This window comes from Embleya sp. NPDC059237 (genome assembly GCF_042754105.1).
Lineage (GTDB): Bacteria > Actinomycetota > Actinomycetes > Streptomycetales > Streptomycetaceae > Embleya.
In genome coordinates, this window is sequence record NZ_JBHZAE010000002.1 from 157,439 (window position 1) to 175,190 (window position 17,752).

Annotated in this window: 17 protein-coding genes; 11 read left to right on the forward strand and 6 right to left on the reverse strand. The window is 70.3% G+C overall.

Annotated features, from left to right (window positions below; translation table 11 throughout):
• The first annotated feature begins 16 nt into the window (after positions 1 to 16).
• Genes ACFXKZ_RS07755 through ACFXKZ_RS07785 form a run of 7 tightly spaced genes read left to right on the forward strand, consistent with a single transcriptional unit; the run spans position 17 to position 7,138 of the window.
• The gene (locus ACFXKZ_RS07755) at positions 17 to 1,030 is read left to right on the forward strand and encodes a 3-oxoacyl-[acyl-carrier-protein] synthase III C-terminal domain-containing protein (RefSeq protein WP_379997582.1); all 1,014 of its coding nucleotides are present in this window, start codon (positions 17 to 19) and stop codon (positions 1,028 to 1,030) included.
• Positions 1,031 to 1,038: 8 nt separating this feature from the next.
• A complete protein-coding gene (locus ACFXKZ_RS07760) occupies positions 1,039 to 2,499 on the forward strand; it encodes a cytochrome P450 (protein WP_379997584.1) in 1,461 nt (486 codons plus the stop codon).
• Between the two features lie 10 nt (positions 2,500 to 2,509).
• A complete protein-coding gene (locus tag ACFXKZ_RS07765) occupies positions 2,510 to 3,655 on the forward strand; it encodes a Rieske 2Fe-2S domain-containing protein (protein ID WP_379997586.1) in 1,146 nt (381 codons plus the stop codon).
• Between the two features lie 31 nt (positions 3,656 to 3,686).
• A complete protein-coding gene (locus ACFXKZ_RS07770; RefSeq protein WP_379997588.1) occupies positions 3,687 to 4,580 on the forward strand; it encodes a 3-hydroxyacyl-CoA dehydrogenase family protein in 894 nt (297 codons plus the stop codon).
• Positions 4,577 to 4,897 carry an acyl carrier protein gene (locus ACFXKZ_RS07775; protein ID WP_379997590.1) on the forward strand — a complete coding sequence of 107 codons (321 nt, stop codon included), beginning with the start codon at positions 4,577 to 4,579 and terminating at the stop codon, positions 4,895 to 4,897. The genes ACFXKZ_RS07770 and ACFXKZ_RS07775 overlap by 4 nt, the downstream gene beginning before the upstream one ends.
• Positions 4,890 to 5,996 carry an acyl-CoA dehydrogenase family protein gene (locus ACFXKZ_RS07780; RefSeq protein ID WP_379997592.1) on the forward strand — a complete coding sequence of 369 codons (1,107 nt, stop codon included), beginning with the start codon at positions 4,890 to 4,892 and terminating at the stop codon, positions 5,994 to 5,996. Before ACFXKZ_RS07775 ends, ACFXKZ_RS07780 begins: the two co-directional genes overlap by 8 nt.
• A gap of 8 nt (positions 5,997 to 6,004) precedes the next feature.
• The gene (locus ACFXKZ_RS07785) at positions 6,005 to 7,138 is read left to right on the forward strand and encodes an HAD-IIIC family phosphatase (RefSeq protein ID WP_379997594.1); all 1,134 of its coding nucleotides are present in this window, start codon (positions 6,005 to 6,007) and stop codon (positions 7,136 to 7,138) included.
• Here ACFXKZ_RS07785 and ACFXKZ_RS07790 read toward each other — a convergent pair.
• Positions 7,116 to 7,778, reverse strand: a complete 663-nt coding sequence (locus ACFXKZ_RS07790; protein WP_379997596.1) for a class I SAM-dependent methyltransferase — start codon at positions 7,776 to 7,778, stop codon at positions 7,116 to 7,118. The genes ACFXKZ_RS07785 and ACFXKZ_RS07790 overlap by 23 nt on opposite strands.
• Positions 7,779 to 7,919: 141 nt before the next feature.
• The gene (locus ACFXKZ_RS07795) at positions 7,920 to 8,417 is read right to left on the reverse strand and encodes an RICIN domain-containing protein (protein ID WP_379997598.1); all 498 of its coding nucleotides are present in this window, start codon (positions 8,415 to 8,417) and stop codon (positions 7,920 to 7,922) included.
• A 309-nt stretch (positions 8,418 to 8,726) separates the two neighbouring features.
• On the opposite strand from ACFXKZ_RS07795, the gene ACFXKZ_RS07800 reads away from it, so the two are divergent.
• The 4 genes from ACFXKZ_RS07800 to ACFXKZ_RS07815 all read left to right on the forward strand — a co-directional run bounded on the left by ACFXKZ_RS07800 (position 8,727) and on the right by ACFXKZ_RS07815 (position 14,617).
• Positions 8,727 to 11,534: an ATP-binding protein gene (locus ACFXKZ_RS07800; RefSeq protein WP_379997600.1), complete on the forward strand. Its 2,808-nt coding sequence runs from the start codon at positions 8,727 to 8,729 to the stop codon at positions 11,532 to 11,534.
• Positions 11,535 to 11,645: 111 nt separating this feature from the next.
• Positions 11,646 to 12,338 (forward strand): alpha/beta fold hydrolase, encoded by a 693-nt coding sequence (locus tag ACFXKZ_RS07805; protein ID WP_379997602.1) that lies wholly within the window; start codon positions 11,646 to 11,648, stop codon positions 12,336 to 12,338.
• A 323-nt stretch (positions 12,339 to 12,661) separates the two neighbouring features.
• The gene (locus ACFXKZ_RS07810; RefSeq protein WP_379997604.1) at positions 12,662 to 13,987 is read left to right on the forward strand and encodes a flavin-dependent oxidoreductase; all 1,326 of its coding nucleotides are present in this window, start codon (positions 12,662 to 12,664) and stop codon (positions 13,985 to 13,987) included.
• A 156-nt stretch (positions 13,988 to 14,143) separates the two neighbouring features.
• On the forward strand, positions 14,144 to 14,617 hold the full coding sequence (locus ACFXKZ_RS07815) for a SpoIIE family protein phosphatase (protein ID WP_379997606.1): 474 nt from the start codon (positions 14,144 to 14,146) through the stop codon (positions 14,615 to 14,617).
• A gap of 504 nt (positions 14,618 to 15,121) precedes the next feature.
• Here ACFXKZ_RS07815 and ACFXKZ_RS07820 read toward each other — a convergent pair.
• From ACFXKZ_RS07820 to ACFXKZ_RS07835, 4 genes are all read right to left on the reverse strand, one after another.
• Complete coding sequence (locus ACFXKZ_RS07820) at positions 15,122 to 15,430, reverse strand: hypothetical protein (protein WP_379997608.1); 309 nt, start codon at positions 15,428 to 15,430, stop codon at positions 15,122 to 15,124.
• A 9-nt stretch (positions 15,431 to 15,439) separates the two neighbouring features.
• On the reverse strand, positions 15,440 to 15,571 hold the full coding sequence (locus tag ACFXKZ_RS07825; protein ID WP_379997610.1) for a hypothetical protein: 132 nt from the start codon (positions 15,569 to 15,571) through the stop codon (positions 15,440 to 15,442).
• A gap of 435 nt (positions 15,572 to 16,006) precedes the next feature.
• A complete protein-coding gene (locus ACFXKZ_RS07830; protein ID WP_379997612.1) occupies positions 16,007 to 16,942 on the reverse strand; it encodes an SDR family oxidoreductase in 936 nt (311 codons plus the stop codon).
• A 9-nt stretch (positions 16,943 to 16,951) separates the two neighbouring features.
• Entirely contained in the window at positions 16,952 to 17,731 is a 780-nt protein-coding gene (locus ACFXKZ_RS07835) for an enoyl-CoA hydratase/isomerase family protein (RefSeq protein ID WP_379997614.1), read from the reverse strand.
• Between the last annotated feature and the right edge of the window lie 21 nt (positions 17,732 to 17,752).

Genomic DNA, 17,752 nt, shown 5'->3' on the forward strand with positions numbered 1-17,752 from the left:
AGTCGAGGAGACATCGATGTTGTGGCAGGACATCACGATCGCGGGCACCGGCGCCTGGATCCCACCCATCGTCCCCGTACCCGATCCACGCGACGCACCCGTCGTCGAGCCCCGTCCGGCCACGCTCAACGGATTCACCTCGGCCGCCATCGCGACCGATCACACGCCGACGCACATGGCCGCCCGCGCCGGCCTCAAGGCGCTGCGCCACGCCGACGTCGCGCCCGCCGACCTCAGCGCGCTCGTGCACGCCAACTTCCAGGACGAGGACCACTACACACCCGGGACCTACCTGTTGCGCGTGCTCGGCGGAGCGCACACCGTCGGCTACGAGTTGTGCGCCGCCAGCGACGGCGGGGCCGCCGCGCTGATCGCCGCCGCCGAGCACCTCACCGCCCGGCCCACCGCGAAGGCCGCGCTGGTCACCGCCGGTGCCCGATTCCCGGAACAACGCTGGGGCGGCGCCCGGGAGATGGGCTACGTGGCCGGCGACACGGGCGCCGCCGCCGTGCTGACCCGAGGCACCGGCTTCGCCCGGCTGGCCGCGACCGCGCAGGCCGTGGAGCCGCGCCTGGAGGTGCTGACCCGGGCCGGGACGGGCCACGCCGGCGGCGGTCGGCCGTTCCCCATCGAGGACAGCGGGCTCATGCCGCACATGGACACGCTGCAACGCGCCACCCGCCGTTGCGTCGAGACCGTCCTCGACGAGACCGACACGAAGCCGGGCGACGTCACGCACGTGGTGGCCATCGCGATCGGGTCGATCGTGCTCGATCTGGTGCTCGCCGGGTCGCCGCTGGATCTGCGCTGCGAGGACACCAGTTGGACCTTCGGTCGGCACCTCGGCCATGCCGGGCCGTGCGACATCCTGCTCGGCCTCGACCGGCTGTTCCGCTCGGGGACCGCGCGAGCCGGCGACCGCGTCCTGGTGCTCAGCTTCGGGCTCGGCTTCCGCTGGACCACCGCCCTGATCGAGGTCACCCGCGACACCACCCCCGCGGCACCGGCCGCTCGGACACGCCCGGAATGAGGTCGTCCATGCCCACCACCGGTACCACCACCGTCGCGGCCATTCCGCTGGCCCCGCGTGCCCTGCCGCTGCTGGGTCACGCGCTACCGCTGCTGCGCGATCCGCTGGCTTTCATCACATCGCTGTCGGGCTACCGCCAGATGGTCCGCATCCGGCTCGGCCCCAGCTCCGCCGTGATGATCTGCGACCCGGGACTGACCCGGCAGGTCTTCCTCAACGACCGCGTCTTCGACAAGGGCGGCGCCATCTACGACCGCATCCGCGAGGTCATCGGCGACGGCCTGTCCACCTGCGCGTACCCCCTGCACCGGCGTCAGCGCCGACTGTGCCAGCCGTCCTTCCATCCCACCCGACTCACCGGGTACGGCGCGGTGTTCGCCCGCGCGGCCCAGACGAAGGCGGCGACCTGGCGCGACGGCGACGTCGTCGACATCACCCAGGAAATGATGACGCTGACCACACGCGCCACCATGGAGACGATGTTCAGCGGCGCCCTGCCGGAGGAGACCATGCGGCGGGCCCTGACCGACACCTCCACCGTGGTCAGCGCGTTCTTTCGCCGGATGATGACGCCCGCCCTGCTGCGCGGGCTGCCGACCCCCAAGAAGCGACGCTACGACGAGGCCCGACACCGACTGTCGGCCACCATCGAGGAGATCATCGCCGAGCGCCGCGCCGACCCCACCGACCACGCCGACCTGCTCTCCGCGCTGATCGGCGCGGTCGACGAGGAGAGCGAGGGCGGCGAGAAGCAACTCAGCGACACCGAACTGGCCGACGAGGCCTTGACGTTCTTCCTGGGCGGGATGGAGACCACGGCCATCACCCTCGCCTGGGCACTGCACCTGCTCGCCGACAACCCGCACGTACAGCGCCGCCTCCAGACCGAGACCGACGAGGTCCTGGCCGACAACGGCGGCACACTCCACGCCGGACACCTGCCCTCGCTCGGCCTGGCGAGCCGCGTCGTGACCGAGACGCTGCGGCTGTATCCGCCCGCCTGGATGATGACGCGCACCCTCCGCGAGGACGCCGAGCTCGGCGGAGTGCGCTTCAAGGGCGGCAGCACCATCGTGCTCAGCCCCTACCTCCTGCACCGCCGATCCGACCTGTACTCCGAGCCCGACCGGTTCGACCCGGACCGCTGGCTCGGGGCCCAGCCCGACCGGGCCACCTACATCCCCTTCGGTGCCGGCCCCCGCAAGTGCATCGGGGACCAGTTCGCCCTCACCGAGGCCATCCTCGCGCTGACCGCCATCGTCGCCCGCTGGCACCTCGTCCCGGTCGGCGACGAACCCTTCCGCCCCAAGGTGGAGACCAGTCTCAGCTCGCGCGGACTGCACCTGCGCCTCGACGCACGCCGCGCGAGCGACACCGTCACCGCCGAACCGCGCGCGCACGCGACGCGGTCCGCGGCCACCCCGCCCCCCACCACGCCGGGCACCGGCGGTTGCCCCATCGACCACTAGGAGCGATGCCATGAGGCCTCATGTGAAGCCACTGGTCAAGGGGCTTCTGCGGGCCCGCCGCGTCGGCACGTCCGGAGCGGCTCCGGCCGATACCCTGCACGCCCCAACCCGCCCGCACCCGAACGGCTGGTTCTGCCTGGCCTTCTCGGACGAGGTGCGCCCCGGCGCCATCACCACCCGGGCGCTCGCGGGTGCCGAAGTGGTCCTGTACCGCACCACCAAGGGCGTGCTCCGGGCCGTGCACCCGCGCTGCCCGCACCTGGGCGCGCACCTGGGGGTCGGCGGCTCGATCGAGGGCGAGGACATCGTCTGCCCCTTCCACCGCTTCGCGTTCGACCCTGCCGGCACCTGCGTGCGCACCGGCTACGGCCGGCTGCCCCCGAAGGCGTCGCTGACCCCGTACCCGGTGTGCGAGGCCAACGGCTCGATCTACGTGTGGCGGCATGCCCTCGGCCTGCCGCCGCAGTGGCGGGTGCCGGTGTTGCCCATGGACGACCGGCAGCCGTACAGCCACGACACGTTCGACATCGCCGGGCATCCGCAGGACGTCATCGAGAACGCCTTCGACTGGGGCCACCTGCCCGCACTGCACGGTCTTCAAGATCTCGACATCGACGGCAAGCCGATGCCCGGGGAGCCGGTCGCCACGGTCACCGCGACCGCGCGCGGCACCGTCATGCGCGGCTTCCGCCAGTCGTACACGCTCACCGTGATCGGCCTGGCCACCATCGCGGCCCGTACGGTCCTGCCGCGGGGCGCGGGCAACCTCCACGTGATGCTCCACGCGACGCCGACCACTCCCGGGCGCATCCACCTGCGCTTCGGCACGAAGCTGGAACTGGGCCGCGTGCCCGGCCTGCCCGAGAGCATCGCACGCGCGGCCACGATGCCCGTCGCGCGACTGGGCAGCTCGTTGATCCAGCGGCTGGCGAGCCTGGACACCGGAGCCGACCTGCTGATGTGGAACCACCAGGAACACGTCGAACAGCCGAAGCTCGCCAAGGGCGACGGGCCCATCGGCCGATACCGGTTGTGGGCACAGCAGTTCTACGCCGGCGTCGAGGGTGTCCGGATGGAGACCGAGGACCCCGAGGGTATCGACGCGAAGCTCGCGGGCGCGGACCCGAAGCCCGCGGACGGCCTCGTGTCCCCGTAACCGGCCCGGCCGGGACCGAAAGAGAGACGACATGGCAGCGGAGAACGGTACGCCGGAGATCGGGCGACGATTGGCCGTCGTCGGCGCGGGGGTGATGGGGTCGGGCATCGCCGCGCTGGCGATCGGGCACGGGGTCGCGGTGTCGCTCGTCGATCCGGACCGACGCCGACTGGACGAGGCCCCCACGCGCATCGATCGCATGGTGCGCATGGCCCGACTGATGGACGCGCTGCCGGACGGCGCGGGCACGGGCGTTCTCCTCAGGGCAACCTCCTTCACCGAGGCGACGACGGCCGACGCCTCGGCCCCCGGGGCGGTGATCGAGGCGGTCACCGAGGACGCCGACGCCAAGGCCAAGGTCCTCGCGGAGGTGTCCGCACTGGTCCCTCCGGGCACCCCGATCATCTCCAACACGTCCGCGATCCCGATCGACGAACTGGCCCGGGCGGTGGCCCGCCCGGCGGATCTGATCGGCACGCACTTCATGAACCCACCGCACCTGATCCGCACGGTCGAGGTGATCCGGGGCACGCACACCGGCGAGGCCACCATGCACGCCCTTCGCACCCTGCTCGCCGCGCTGCGGCGGGAGCCGATCGTGGTCGAGGACGCGCCGGGGTTCGTGACCAGTCGCATCCTGCACCCCATGATCAACAGCGCGGTCCGGGTGGTGGCGGCGGGCACCGCGAGCGTCGAGTCGGTGGACCGGCTCATGCAGGGGTGCCTGGGCCACCCGACGGGCCCGCTGCGCACCGCGGATCTGATCGGACTGGACAACCTGGTCGACTCGCTGTGGGTGCTGCACGACCGGACCGGCGACGAGGAATGTCGCCCCTGCGAACTGCTCCTCGAGATGGTGCGCACCGGCCGACTCGGCCGCAAGAGCGGGCACGGCTTCTACCCATACGAGGGAGAACAGGCATGACTGTGTCGTCCGAATCGTTCGAGTCGCCCGATCCGGCGCCGCCGGAGCCCGGCGTCGACCGGGACGGCGTCGAGGCGGAACTGCTGCGCTTCCTGGCCCGGCACACGGGGCGGGCCTGGACCACCGACGCGGACGTCTTCGGCCCCGGGGGCCTGTCTTCGCTCTTCGCCATGGAGCTGGTGGTGTATCTGGAACGGACGTACGACATCGCCATCCGCGGCGCCGATCTGCGGATGGACAACTTTCGCACGGTAGTGCGCATGGCCGAACTCGTCGAACGACTGCGGCAGTCGGTCCCCGGAGGCCCCGGTGCGTGAAACCGTCGGCGCGGCGGCCTCAACCGTCACCGACCTGGTCGGTGACCGGGCGGGCGACTGGGACCGCGCGGGCCGACTCCCCGACGACGTCATCCGCAAACTCGGCGCGGCCGGCCTGCTCACGGTGCAGATTCCACAGAAGTACGGCGGTTTGGGGTGGTCGAGCACGGACGGCGGCGAGTTCACCGCGCATGTCGGCAGTCTGTGCGGTTCGTTGCGCAGCGTGCTGACCTCGCAGGGCATGGCCGCGTGGACGATCGAACGGATGGGTGATCCGGCGCAGGCGGCGGAGATGTTGCCGCGGTTGGCCTCGGGTGACACGGCGGCGATGGCTTTCAGCGAAGTGCAGGCGGGCAGTGACCTGTCCGCCGTCGCGACCACCGTCGCCGTGGACGGCGACGGCGTGCTGCTCACCGGCCGCAAGAAGTGGGTGACCGCGGCCGACCACGCCGATGTGTTCCTGGTCGTTGCCCGGATGGGTGAAGGCGGAGCCGTGGTTGTGGTGCCCCGGAACACCCCCGGGGTCCGGATCTCCCGGGTGGCCGACCCGCTGGGTTGTCGGGCGGCCGGACACGCGGAAGTCCGGTTCGACCGGGTGCGGTTGCCACTGGAGAGTTTGCTGGGCGGTGGGTGTCAGCCGTTGTCCCTGCTGGTGACGACGGCTCTGGCCTATGGTCGCGTCTCGGTCGCCTGGGGGTGTGTGGGCATCCTGCGGGCCTGTGTGGCGGCGGCCGTCGGACACGCGCTGTCTCGGGAGCAGTTCGGTCGGCCGCTGGCGCAACATCAGTTGGTGGCACGGCACTTGGCCGAGTTGTGGACCGCCGAGCAGGTGGCGACCCGGGTCTGCGAGTACGCGAGTCGTTGCTGGGACGAGCACGCCTCCGACCTGGCCGCGGCCGTCGTACTGGCGAAATACGTCGGGGCGGAGAACGCGGTCAAGGGCGCGGCGGCGGCCGTTCAGGTGCTCGCGTCGGCCGGGGTACAGGACGGTCATGTCGTCGCGCGGGCGTACCGCGACGCCAAGCTCATGGAGATCATCGAGGGCAGCAACGAGATGTGTCAGTTGATGTTGGCCGACCATGTGCTGGGTCGGCGGTGATCCCGATCATGGCCGTCGACGAACCCGGCTCATTGGAACCGGACATGCCGCCCACGCTGGTCAAGTGCCTCGTCTGGGACCTCGACAACACGCTCTGGCACGGCACGTTGCTGGAGGACGAGCACGTCGTCCCGTTCCCGGCGATCCGCGAGGTGATCGCCGGCCTGGACGGGCGCGGCATCCTGCAGTCCGTGTGCAGCCGCAACGATCACGACCCGACCTGGGCCCGGCTGCGGGCACTGGGGATGGCCGACTGGTTCGTCGTGCCGGAGATCGGCTGGGGGCGCAAGTCGGAGGGTGTTCGGCGGATCGCCGAGCGGCTGGGGTTCGCGCCCTCCGCCATCGCCTTCATCGACGACCAGCCGGCCGAGCGGGCCGAGGTCGCCCACCACCTTCCGGACGTACGTTGCTACCGGGCAGAGGATGCCGCGACGCTGCTCGATCGGCCCGAGTTCAGCCCGAGGACGGTGACCGTCGACGCGCGCCGGCGCCGGACGATGTACCGGGCCGGGGTTCGGCGCACGGACGAACGCACACGATTCACCGGCTCGCACGAGGACTTCCTGCGCTCGCTGGAGATGGTGATGCGCATCGGGCGGGCCACGGAGGAGGAGCTGTCCCGGGTCGAGGAGTTGACGCTGCGCACCAGCCAGATGAACGCGACGGGGGTGCACTACCCCGACGCGGCGCTGCGCGCCCTCCTCGACGATGCCCACCACGAGGTTCTGGTCACCACGCTCACCGACCGCTTCGGGCCACACGGTGCGGTGGGCGTGGTGCTGTTGCGGAAGCATCCGCGTGTGTGGCGTCTCAGGCTGCTCGCCACCTCGTGTCGTGTGGTGGCGTTCGGTGCCGGCACGATCATCCTGAACTGGCTGGTCGACCAGGCGGCCCGGGCCGGTGTGCACCTGCTGGCGGACTTCCGCGCCACGGACCGCAATCGCATGATGGAGGTCGCCTACCGGTTCGCCGGTTTCGACGAGTCGCCATGCCCGTGTGGGGACGGGGTGGTCGAGCGGGATTTCACCGAGGGCGTTCAGGTATTGCACCTCGTAGCCGGGGCGCGGCCTGCTCCCGAGACGCTTCGGCTGATCGCACCGGACCTCACCGAGAATGCGGTCACCTCCGGCGGACCAGGGTGATGCCGTCGGCCATCGGGAGCATGCAGATGTCGACCCGTCGGTCGTCCCGGATCGTGGCGTTGACCTCCCGGACACCGGCGGTGTCCGGATCCACAGCGAGGGGATCGACCACCCGACCGAAGAAGAGCGTATTGTCCAGCACCAACAATCCACCCGACCGAACCAAGTGCAGGGCGAGCTCGTAATATCGCGGATAATTCGCCTTGTCGGCGTCGATGAACACGAGACCGAATTCGCCGGACCGGCCCTCGGCGATCATTTCTTCGAGAGTTTCGATCGCCGCGCCGATACGAACCTCGATGCGTTCGAAAACGCCCGCCCGCCGCCAGTATTCGGCGCCGATCTCGGGCCAGCGCGCGCTGATTTCGCAGGTGACCAAGCGCCCGTGCGAGGGCAGCGCGCGCGCCATGCACAGGGTGCTGTACCCGGTGAAGGTACCGATCTCCAGCACCTCCGAGGCACCCGTCACCGCGACCAGCATCGCGAGGAACTGCCCCTCCTCGGGCATGACCTGCATCGTTTTCCCGGCGGGTAGCTCCGCGGTCGTCCGTCGCAGGTCGCGGAGAATATCGTCTTCCCTGAGTGAGAACTCCCTGACGTATTCGCGAAGTTCCGGTCCGCCGGTGATCTGATCCGCCATACCGAAAACTCTAGATGACGCTCCGGTGCCGATTCAATACGCCATGTCATATCGTCGATCGGCGCGCGCTCCGTGCAGTGTCCGATGTCTGGTCCACTTTCGGGGTGGCGCCCCGGCCCACGGGGGCCGGGGCCTTTTTCGTCAGCCGTTGGTGAGCGGGTGCAGGTAGAAACTCTCGTTCGGGGCGGCGCGGTTCCCCCATTGGTCGCCCCACTGGACGACCCAGGCGCCGTCGTTCCGGTTGTTGCCGGCGATGTTCGCGTAGAGCCCGGTGGCGTTGTTGCGGAGCATCGTCAGGTTGGGCATGCGCGGGTTCGGGTGTTCGAGGGTGAAGTTCTGGGTGTCGCGCTGGTTTCCGCCGGAGCCGGGAACCCCGTCGATGTCGTGGCAGTCCCAGATGTTCAGGTGGTCGCCCCAGCCGGACTGCTGTCCGCGGTTGACGTCGAGGCACTTTCCGTTGTCACTGCTCATGATTCGGTACATCGGGTGCCCGGTCGAGGTGGACGTCCCGATGGCCTGGAGGCGCCGGCGCTGATTGGCCGCGCCGTTGTCGTGATAGGTGATCACGTGTGTGCCGTTGGTGTCGTTGCCCTGGAAGACGTCGAGGAGGCAATCGCTGTTGTCGGCGTGGATGGTCAACTCCGGTGGCAGGGCGCCGGCGCGCAGGGATTGCGGGGCCCGGCCCGTCGGGAGTGTGGCCGTGTCGCGCCGAGGCGGGCGGGCTCGCCGCCCATCGCGAACGACACTCCGGTGCACGAAGAACCGATCATTTTGTCGTCGAAACAGGTGAACGCCGAACTCGTGCCCGCCGCAGGCATCCTGTCGATGTCGGCCACGCTCCGGGCGACACTCGCAGGGCACGCCGTGCTCGCGATCGGCCGCGACGTGTGTCGGCGGGGCCGCACGCGTGTTCGGCGTCGAAAGCAACGGGCTTCAGGAGGTGTCGTCATGCGCGACCACACCGGCGACCACACCCGGTTCGGCGCCTCGGCCGACGGCCGGACGTCCGACGCGGGAGACGGCGCGTTGATCGGCCGCGAGGCCGACTTGGCGCGGCTCGACGCCTTCCTGACCGATGTCGGGCACGGTGGCGGGTCGTTGGTGCTGCTCGGAGAGCCGGGCGTCGGGAAGACGACACTGCTCACGGCGTTCGCCCAGCGGGCCGAGGCGGCCGGGATGCGCGTACCGCACACGGTCGGCGTGCAATACCGGGCACGGACCGGATACGGGGCGCTGCGCCGGCTGCTGACCTCCACTCCCGACGTGCGGGCCGGGATCGCCGGTATACCCGTGCTCACCGCGGCGCTGGACCTGGAACGGGCCGCCGCTCCCGGGCCGGAGGCGGTCTGCGAAGCCGTGGTGTCGCTGCTCGCGGATCTTTCCCGCGACCGGCCCACCGTGCTCGTGCTGGACGACGCCCAGTGGCTGGACCCGGCCAGTGCCGTGGTGCTCACGCAGGTGGCCCGCCGCCTGGCGGGGGTCGGGGCGGGCCTGGTCTGCGCGGTCCGGATCGGCGACGAGGGCTTCTTCGACCATGGCGGCCTGCTGCTCCACGAGTTGGGCCCGCTCACCGAGGCCGCGTCCGAGGAACTCCTCTCCCGTCGCTTCCCCTCGCTCGCTCCGCGAGTGCGCCGACGCCTGATGGCCGACGCCGAGGGCAACCCGCTCGCGTTGCTCGAACTCCCGGCCGCCCTCACCGACTCCCAGCGCAGCGCCGGCCGAGCCCTGCCGAGCCGCATCCCGCTCAGTCGACGGCTTCGGTCGACCTTCGCCTCCCGGATCACCGTGTTGCCGGCAGCCACCCGACATCTGCTGCTCGTGGCGGCCTTGGAGGGCAGCGGCAATCTCCTGGTGGTGCGCCGGGCGGTGGCGGGACGCTGCGATCTCAAGCATCTCGCGCCCGCAGAGCGGGCCCACCTCGTCCACGTCGACGACATGACCGGACGCCTCGGATTCCGGCACTCGCTCATTCGCTCGACCGTGGTGGACCTGTCCACCAGCGACCAGCGGCGCAGTGTGCATCGCGCGCTCGCCGAGGCATGGGCCGGGGTTCCCGAGCAGCGTGTCTGGCACCTGGCGCAGGCGGCGGAGGAGCCCGACGAGCAGATCGCCGCGCTGCTGGAGGAGACCGCGGACATCAGCGCCCGCCGTGGCGACGGGCCGGGCTCGGTGGCCGCGCTGGTCCGCGCCGCCGACCTGAGTCCGGCAACGGCCGAGCAGGCTCGGCGGCTGGCCAAGGCCGCGTACGTCGGTGCGAACATCACCGGCGACCTGCGCGACGTACCCCGTCTGCTGGACCATGCGCGTCAGGCCGACCCGGACGCCGACTCATTGGCGGCCACGGTGGCCGCCGCGATGTATCTGCTCAACAGCCACGGCGATGTCGACACCGCGCACCGCCTGCTGTCCGGCGCCATCGCGCTCCAATCCGAGCCCTACGACCTGGCCGACCCCACCCTGCTCGAAGCGCTGTCGACCCTGCTCATCGTCTGCGTCTACGGCGCCGGGTCACGGCTGTGGGCGGCCTACGACGCGGCGCTGGCCAAGTGCACCTCGGTCCCGGACACACTGCGGCTGCTGCGGGCCACCTTCGCCGACCCGGCCCGGGCGTGCCCGGGCGACTGGGCCCGGCTCGACGCCGCCGTCGCGGCCCTGGTCGAAACCTCCGATCCGGTCCGGATCGTCCGGATCGGCACCGCCGGGGCCTACGCCGACCGCCTCGGCGCCATGGAGGAATCGCTGTTGCGCACCGCGCGGGGTGGACGCGGCGGCGAGAACAACTTCCCGGCCATCCAGGCCTCGTTCCTGTGGGGCAGCCACGCCTGGCTCACCGGCCGGTGGGCCGAACTGCGCGACGTGGTCGGCAACGGGCTGGCGCTCTGTGCGGAGTTCCACTACCCGCTGCGGTCGTGGACCGGAGAGTTCGTCCTCGCGTGTGTATCTGCGGCGTGCGGCGATTACCCCACCGCCCGCGCCCTCGCCGACCGGATGGACCAGTGGGGCGGCTCCCGGCGCGCGCACGCCATCACCTGCTATGCCGCGCACGCCAAGACGATACTCGCGCTCTCCCGGGGCGACTTCGAGACGGCCCACCACCACGCGTGCCGGATCTCGCCCGCCGGGACCCTCGCCCCGTTCGTCGGACACGCGCTGTGGGCGATCCTGGACACCGTCGAGGCGGCGGTGCGCACCGGCCGGCACGACAGGGCGCGCGATCACGTCGCGGCGGCCCGAAAGGCGGGACTCGACGCGGTCTCGCCGCGCCTGCGCATCGTCCTGCGCGCCTCCGCCGCCTTGGCGTGCCGGAACGACGCCAAGGCCCTGAGGTGGTTCGCCGAGGCCCTGGCCGACGAGGATGCCGAGCGCTGGCCCTTCGAGCACGCCCGCATCCGGTTGTACTTCGGCGAACGGCTGCGGCACGGTGGCGCACTCGCCGCGGCTCGGCAGCACTTGGCCACGTCTGCGGAAACCTTCGAACGGCTCGGCGCGACGCCCTGGGCACGACGCGCGGAACAGGAACTGCGGGCCTGCGTCGGTGATCACCTCGCGGGCTCGCAGGATGGCGCGCTCACCGCTCAGGAGTACCGGATCGCGAGCCTGGCCGCGACCGGCCTGACCAACAAGCAGATCGGCGAGCGGCTGTTCCTGTCCCCGCGTACGGTCTCCTCCCACCTCTACCGGGCCTTCCCCAAGCTGGGCGTGACCTCTCGGGCCGGGCTGCGCGATGCGCTCGACGGCACCGTGCTACCGAGGTAGCCCTCGATTTGCGTCAAATGACGCAAGAGGCCACGCAGTTCGCGCTCCTACGTTCGGTGCCACGGGCTGGGTCATCCGCGTCATCAGCCCCGCAGGACTCGGGAGGAAACGATGAGCGACAACGCATCGCGGGGGAACGTCGTCCTCGTCCACGGCGGCTTCGTGGACGGCGCCGGCTGGCAGGGGGTGTACGAGGCCCTGACCGAGGACGGGTACAACGTGGCCGTCGTGCAGAACCCCACGTTGTCGCTGGACGACGACGTGCTCGTCACCCGGCGGGTGATCGACGCGCAGCCGGGACCGGTCACGCTCGTCGGTCATTCGTACGGCGGCGCGGTGATCACCGAGGCGGGCAACCACGACAAGGTGACGGCGCTGGTGTACATCGCCGCCTTCGCCCCGGACAAGAGCGAGTCGGTGAACACCCTGATCGCCGACCCGCCGCCCGGCGCGCCGGTACCGCCGATCCTGCCGCCGGTCGACGGCTTCCTGCTCCTGGATCGGGAGAAGTTCCCCGAGTCCTTCGCCGGCGACCTGTCGCTCGCCCAGGCGCGGTTCCTGGCCGACTCGCAGGTCCCCTGGGGCGTGGAGGCGCTCGCCGGCGCGGTGGCCACCCCGGCGTGGCGCACGAAGCCGTCCTGGTACCTGGTCGCCTCCGAGGACCGGATGATTCCGCCGCCGGCGCAACGCGCCATGGCCGAGCGGATCGGCGCGGTGACGGTCGAGGTGGCGGGCAGCCACGCGATCTACGTCTCGCAGCCCACGGCCGTCGCCGACCTGATCAAGCAGGCCGCCGGCTCCTGATTCGACGCATGTACATCCCCCGGCCGCCCACCGTGCCGGCCTGCCCCGGCCGATGCAGCGGGCGCCGCATGTCCCGTTCACCAACCCCGACGGCACCACCGGAACCGACCTGTACGTCCGGCCGGACAAGGTGGGCGCGGTCTTCGCCGGCGATCTGTCGAGGACAGCGGGTCCGGCTGATCGCGGCAGAGCAATGGCTGTTCAGCGCCTCCGCGTTCGCCGACATGAGCGGTCCTGCCGTGAACGAGCGCAGTCGGCGTCCCAGCCGGGTTCCTGCGGATGAACTTCCATGACAGCGGCGGCGAAAGGCGAGGAGCGGGCGGATGAGGGTTTCCATCGTCGGTGGTGGGATCGCCGGGCTGACCTGCGCGCTGAGTCTGCACGCGGCCGGGTTTCAGCCACGGGTGAGCGAGGCGGCGCGAACCATCGAGGCGGTGGGTGTGGGAATCAACCTGCTGCCGCACGCCGTTCGGGAACTCGCCGAGTTCGGTCTGGTCGACGAGTTGGCCGCCATCTCGGTGCCCCCGCATCGGTTGGCCTACCACGATCGGGCGGGTGAGCCGGTGTGGACGGAGCCGCTCGGACTGACGGCGGGCTACCGGTGGCCGCAGTACTCCGTGCACCGCGGCCGCCTGCACCTGATGTTGCTGACGGCGGTACGCGAGCGGCTCGGACCGGACTGCGTCCGCACCGGCCTGGCGTTCCGAGACTTGGAGCAGACCAGGGATGGCGTTCGGGCCCACTTCCTGGACCGGATGAGTGGCGCGCCCACGGTGGAGGACGCCGACGTGCTGATCGGCTCCGACGGCATCGACTCGGTGGTCCGTGCCCGGCTCCACCCGGACGAGGGCACGTCGCGCTGGAACGGCGTGCACATGTGGCGCGGAGTCGCCCGACATCCGCACATCCTCGACGGACGTTCGATCGTGGTGGCCGGCGGCACTCCGGGGGCGAAGTTCGTCGCCTATCCGATCGAGGACCCGCCGGCCCCGGACGGCGACGCGCTGTTGAACTGGGTGCTGGAGGTACGGCACGGGCGGTCCGCCGAGCCCCTGGACCGCTCGCACCGTCGCGTCACCACGGCGGAGGCTCGCGCCGGTCTGGCCGACTGGAGCCTGCCATGGATCGACCCGGCAACACTGGTCGAACGCTCCTCGACGATCCTCGAATATCCGATGCTCGACCGCGACCCGCTGCCGCGCTGGAGTTTCGGACGCGTCACCCTGCTCGGCGACGCCGCACACCCGATGTTCCCGATGGGCATGAACGGCGGATCGCAGTCCATCGTCGACGCACGCGTCCTCGCCTGGTGCCTGGCCCGCGACCATGACCCCGTAGCCGCGCTCAACCGCTACGACCACATGCGTCGACCGGTGGTCAACGCGATCGTCCTGGCCAATCGGAACCTGGGACCGGAAGAAATCATCGCGCGCGCCGCCGAACACGGCGGGCCGCTGCCCGTCGCCCGAGCGGAGCGGATCGCGAACACCTACAAGGAGTTGGCCGGCACCACGGTGACACAGGTCAACACCCACCCATCATGGACGATCCCGCTCCACGCCCAGAATCCAACCCACCCAAAAACAAGCGAACCGTCCACCACAGACGCTATCGAACTCCCCACAGCACCACCGAGAACGAAGACGTAGCCAATCGATACCGACCTCGTCGATCGCAAACCGCGTCCGCCAAGTCACCCACATCCCCGGGGTCCGAATCCTCCCGATCCGAGCGCGTCCCAACCCGGAATACCGCATCCCAACCTCGAACTCACCTTCCCCTACCTACCCTCCGGAGCCACCTCGGTGGTCGGCGGCAACTGGTACGAGATCGTGCGGCTGTCGTTCGGCCGCACCCTTCCGGTGATGGGCGACGTCATGGGACACGACGTCGACGCCGCCGTCACCACAAGCACCGACCGCACGGCGCTGCGCCGTGTCGCCGCAATGGACCTGCCCGGCACCGAACCCTCCACCAACTCGACATCATGGAGTCGGCTCGCCCCGCGACCCGTGTCCTCCCGAGACCGTCCCATCGAACGCGTCGAGATCCCCAGCAGACCAACCCTGGGTACCGACTTCGACGGATACGAGCAAGTCACCCGTGACCTTCTGCCCGAGGAGATCCTGCTGCTCTACACCGACGGCCTGGCCGAGCGCCGGGACCAGGACATCGACGAATCACTCGCCCGAATCGCGGTGCTCCGGCTGCCCACCACCGGCGCGCTCGACGACCTGCTCGACGCGGTCCTCCGCGGATTGGCCCCGCACGCAGGGTAGGACGATCCTCGCCGCGCGGGTCCGTTCCAGATGAACCACACCCTCGACGGCCTCGCCGCAAGTCGCTCGCGCGTACCCCGTGCACATGCGCGTCCACAGTCAACAGGCGGGGCATCCACGCGAGTCGGATGGCGCCGACACCAGTCTCGGAAGGCCCCGGCCGCGTCGTCTTCGAACCTGGCGCCCTCTGAGCAAACAAGCCCTCGATCTGGCGAGCACGGTCAGCTTCAAAGCTCCTCAACTCCCACACCCTGGGGACCGTTTGGGGACCACACGCTATACGCAATACAGCACGATATAGCGAAAAGGGAACGTCATATCGAACAACGAAAAGCCTCTGACCTGCGAAAATGCCCCATCTCCTTGACTGGGGGCCAAGGGTCGCAGGTTCAAATCCTGTCGTTCCGACGGTGTTCAAGAGGCGCCGGCCAGGGCAAAAGCCCAGATCAGCGCCTCCTACCGGTTTAGACGACTCACCGGTTGGCGGATGCCTCCAAACCCTCTTTAGAGGCCGTAGCGTTCCGCCCGCTCCGGGGCGAGCACGTCAGCCGGCCACACCCCGTCCGCCTCCGCGAGTGCCTCCAACGCGCGCCGCAGCGTCTCGCCAACCGGTTCGGCGCGGTCGAGTGTCCGCACCGCCGCGAGCACATGCGTCGAGTCCGCCCGCTGCCGACCACCACGGCGCACCGGCCCGGCCTCGACCAACCGGTCGACGAACAGCCCCAACAGCCGGTCCGCGCGGTCCCCTTCGGCAACCCGGTCGCGGAACTCGATCAGGACCGAGTGGTCGAACCCGGGATCGTCCAACTCCAAGCCGAGCGCCTACTTCCAGCCGATGCGGCACCGCACCGCCTCCGCGGCCTGCCGGTCGGTCAGGTTCTCGGTGAATCGCAGCACCGACACCAACGCCGCCCGCGCCGGTGACAGCCCCGGCGCCCGTCTCGCGGGAACCAATCGGCGAAATCCTCGTCGCGGAACACCTCGGACAACCGGTCTCGCACCCACATCGCCGCGGTACCACGAGGGTTCGCCGCCCGCGCGACCTGCAACGTCCGCACCGGAATACCAAGCCCTGAACTCGCTGCCATCGACACCGACGCCCCCTCACCACAGCCCCGTTCCAGGAAAACACCGGTACAGGAACGCGTCACCGTGGCGAATCAGGGCGAAAGATCGCCAACAGCATCCCGAATGTGAGACAGAGCCGTTAGTTTTGCAGTCCCGAGACCGGCACGGGCGTGGTGGTGCCGGAGCCGGCCGCGTGTCGATCGGTTCCGTTGCGGGCGCCCGGTAGTGGCGTCACAACCGGTTTCGACGAGTTGCCGTCGGTGTCGGTGCTGCGGGCCGTCACTCCGCATGGCCCACTGCGCCGCTTCCTCTCACGGCTGATCACGGCTCGAACGAGCCACGTCCCATCTGGTCGCGGACGGCGACCACCGGGTGGTTGAGGAGGGCTCGGCGTTGCCAGTTGGCGCCGTCGACGACGAGGGTGTGGCCGGAGATGAAGCGGGCGTAGGGGGAGGTGAGGAACGTTGCGGCCCAGCCCAGTTCGCGTAGGCGCCCGGTGCGAAGCGCGGGTTGGAGGGGGTCTTTGGCGCGCGCGTGGTCGACGTTGCTGCGAATGTCGGCGGTCATGTCCTCGTGAGGGAACAGCCCGGGGACAAGGCCGTTGATCTGGATGCCGTAGGGACCCCATTCGACGGCGAGCGTTTCGACCATGTTCTTGACGCCCGCTTTGGCGGCGGCGCTGTGGGCGAAGCCCGGGCCGCCGGTCCAGGCGTAGGAGGCGCCGATGTTGACGATGGATCCAGGGCTGCCGGCCGCGAGGTGGCGGCGGGCGAACTCGCGGGCGCAGAAGTAGGTGCCGTTGAGGGTGATGTCGACGACCGTGCGCCACGCGTTGGGGGACATGTCCTCGGCGGGGATGGGGAAGTTCGCGGCGGCGTTGTTGATCAGGATGTGCGGTAGCCCGAAGTGCTGCTCGGCGGCGTCGAACGCCTCGGCGATCCGTTCCGGGTCGCGGATGTCGCAGGTCGCGGTGGCAACCCGGCCGCCGAGTCCTGCCAGGCCCTCGCGGGCGGCCTTGAGGTGGTCGTCACTGCGTGAGGCGACGACGATGTCCGCGCCCAGGCGGGCGTACTCGGACGCGATGGCCTTGCCCAGGCCGGTGCCGCCGCCGGTGATGAACACGACGGTGCCCTGGTAGGCGTGCGCGGGGAGGGCACTGGTGCCGAGGGGGGCGGGCTCGGGCAGGCCGGGATAGCGCCCGTGCGCGGGCAGGCCGTTGGGCTCCGTGGGCGGAGTGGTCGCTGCGTTGTGCGTCATGGCGGGCGGTCAGCTCCCGGTGTAGTGCGGCGGACGGCCTTCGGCGCGGGCGGCGCGGAACTCCGCCAGGTCGTCCGAACGGCTCAGGTACGTTTGGGCGATCAGCTCCTCGGCCATCGAGCTGCGGATCTCCGGCTCCGCGAGGTGCCGGATCACCCGGCGTGCGGTTTTGACGGTCGCGAAGGGTGCCGCGGCGATCTTCTCGGCCATCTGGCGCACCGTCGCGTCGAGCCGGTCGGCCGGCACCACGCGGGAGACGACGCCGTGCGCGTACGCCTCGTTCACGTCCATCGGACGACCGGTCAGCACGAGGTCCGAGGCCACTCCGTGACCGCATATCTGGAACAGGCGGCCGACACCGCCGGTGTCCGGGATCACGCCGTGCGTGGTCTCCGGTAGTGCGAATTGCGCGCCCTCGGCGGCCACCCGGATGTCGGCCAGCAGCGCACGCTGGAACGACGCCCCGATCGACCAGCCTTTGCATGCCACCAGGATCGGCGCGTCCAGGTCGAACATCTGCTGGACGCCGCGGTGCCCGCGCGTCATCAGTTCGTGGTGGGTCATGGTGACTTGGCCGCCGCCGATGGCGCCCACGTCCCGGCCGGACGAGAACGACTTGCCCTCGGCACGCCAGATCACCGCCCGCACGTCGGTACGCGACCGCAACTCGGCCAGGATCCGCCACAACAGCTGGTCCATGTCGTCGTCGAACGCGTTGTGCTTGTCCGGGTTGTTGTTGGTGATCGTGGCGATCGGGCCGTCGTACTCAAGCAGCACTTTCTCGGGCACGGATTCGTCTCCAGGGGCCAA

What these genes read in the sequence shown, in the direction of transcription:
- ACFXKZ_RS07755 (WP_379997582.1), top strand. Translation starts at nt 17, where the DNA reads ATGTTGTGGCAGGACATCACGATCGCGGGCACCGGCGCCTGGATCCCA.
- ACFXKZ_RS07760 (WP_379997584.1), top strand. Translation starts at nt 1,039, where the DNA reads ATGCCCACCACCGGTACCACCACCGTCGCGGCCATTCCGCTGGCCCCG.
- ACFXKZ_RS07765 (WP_379997586.1), top strand. Translation starts at nt 2,510, where the DNA reads ATGAGGCCTCATGTGAAGCCACTGGTCAAGGGGCTTCTGCGGGCCCGC.
- ACFXKZ_RS07770 (WP_379997588.1), top strand. Translation starts at nt 3,687, where the DNA reads ATGGCAGCGGAGAACGGTACGCCGGAGATCGGGCGACGATTGGCCGTC.
- ACFXKZ_RS07775 (WP_379997590.1), top strand. Translation starts at nt 4,577, where the DNA reads ATGACTGTGTCGTCCGAATCGTTCGAGTCGCCCGATCCGGCGCCGCCG.
- ACFXKZ_RS07785 (WP_379997594.1), top strand. Translation starts at nt 6,005, where the DNA reads ATGGCCGTCGACGAACCCGGCTCATTGGAACCGGACATGCCGCCCACG.
- ACFXKZ_RS07790 (WP_379997596.1), bottom strand. Translation starts at nt 7,778, where the DNA reads ATGGCGGATCAGATCACCGGCGGACCGGAACTTCGCGAATACGTCAGG.
- ACFXKZ_RS07800 (WP_379997600.1), top strand. Translation starts at nt 8,727, where the DNA reads ATGCGCGACCACACCGGCGACCACACCCGGTTCGGCGCCTCGGCCGAC.
- ACFXKZ_RS07805 (WP_379997602.1), top strand. Translation starts at nt 11,646, where the DNA reads ATGAGCGACAACGCATCGCGGGGGAACGTCGTCCTCGTCCACGGCGGC.
- ACFXKZ_RS07810 (WP_379997604.1), top strand. Translation starts at nt 12,662, where the DNA reads ATGAGGGTTTCCATCGTCGGTGGTGGGATCGCCGGGCTGACCTGCGCG.
- ACFXKZ_RS07830 (WP_379997612.1), bottom strand. Translation starts at nt 16,942, where the DNA reads ATGACGCACAACGCAGCGACCACTCCGCCCACGGAGCCCAACGGCCTG.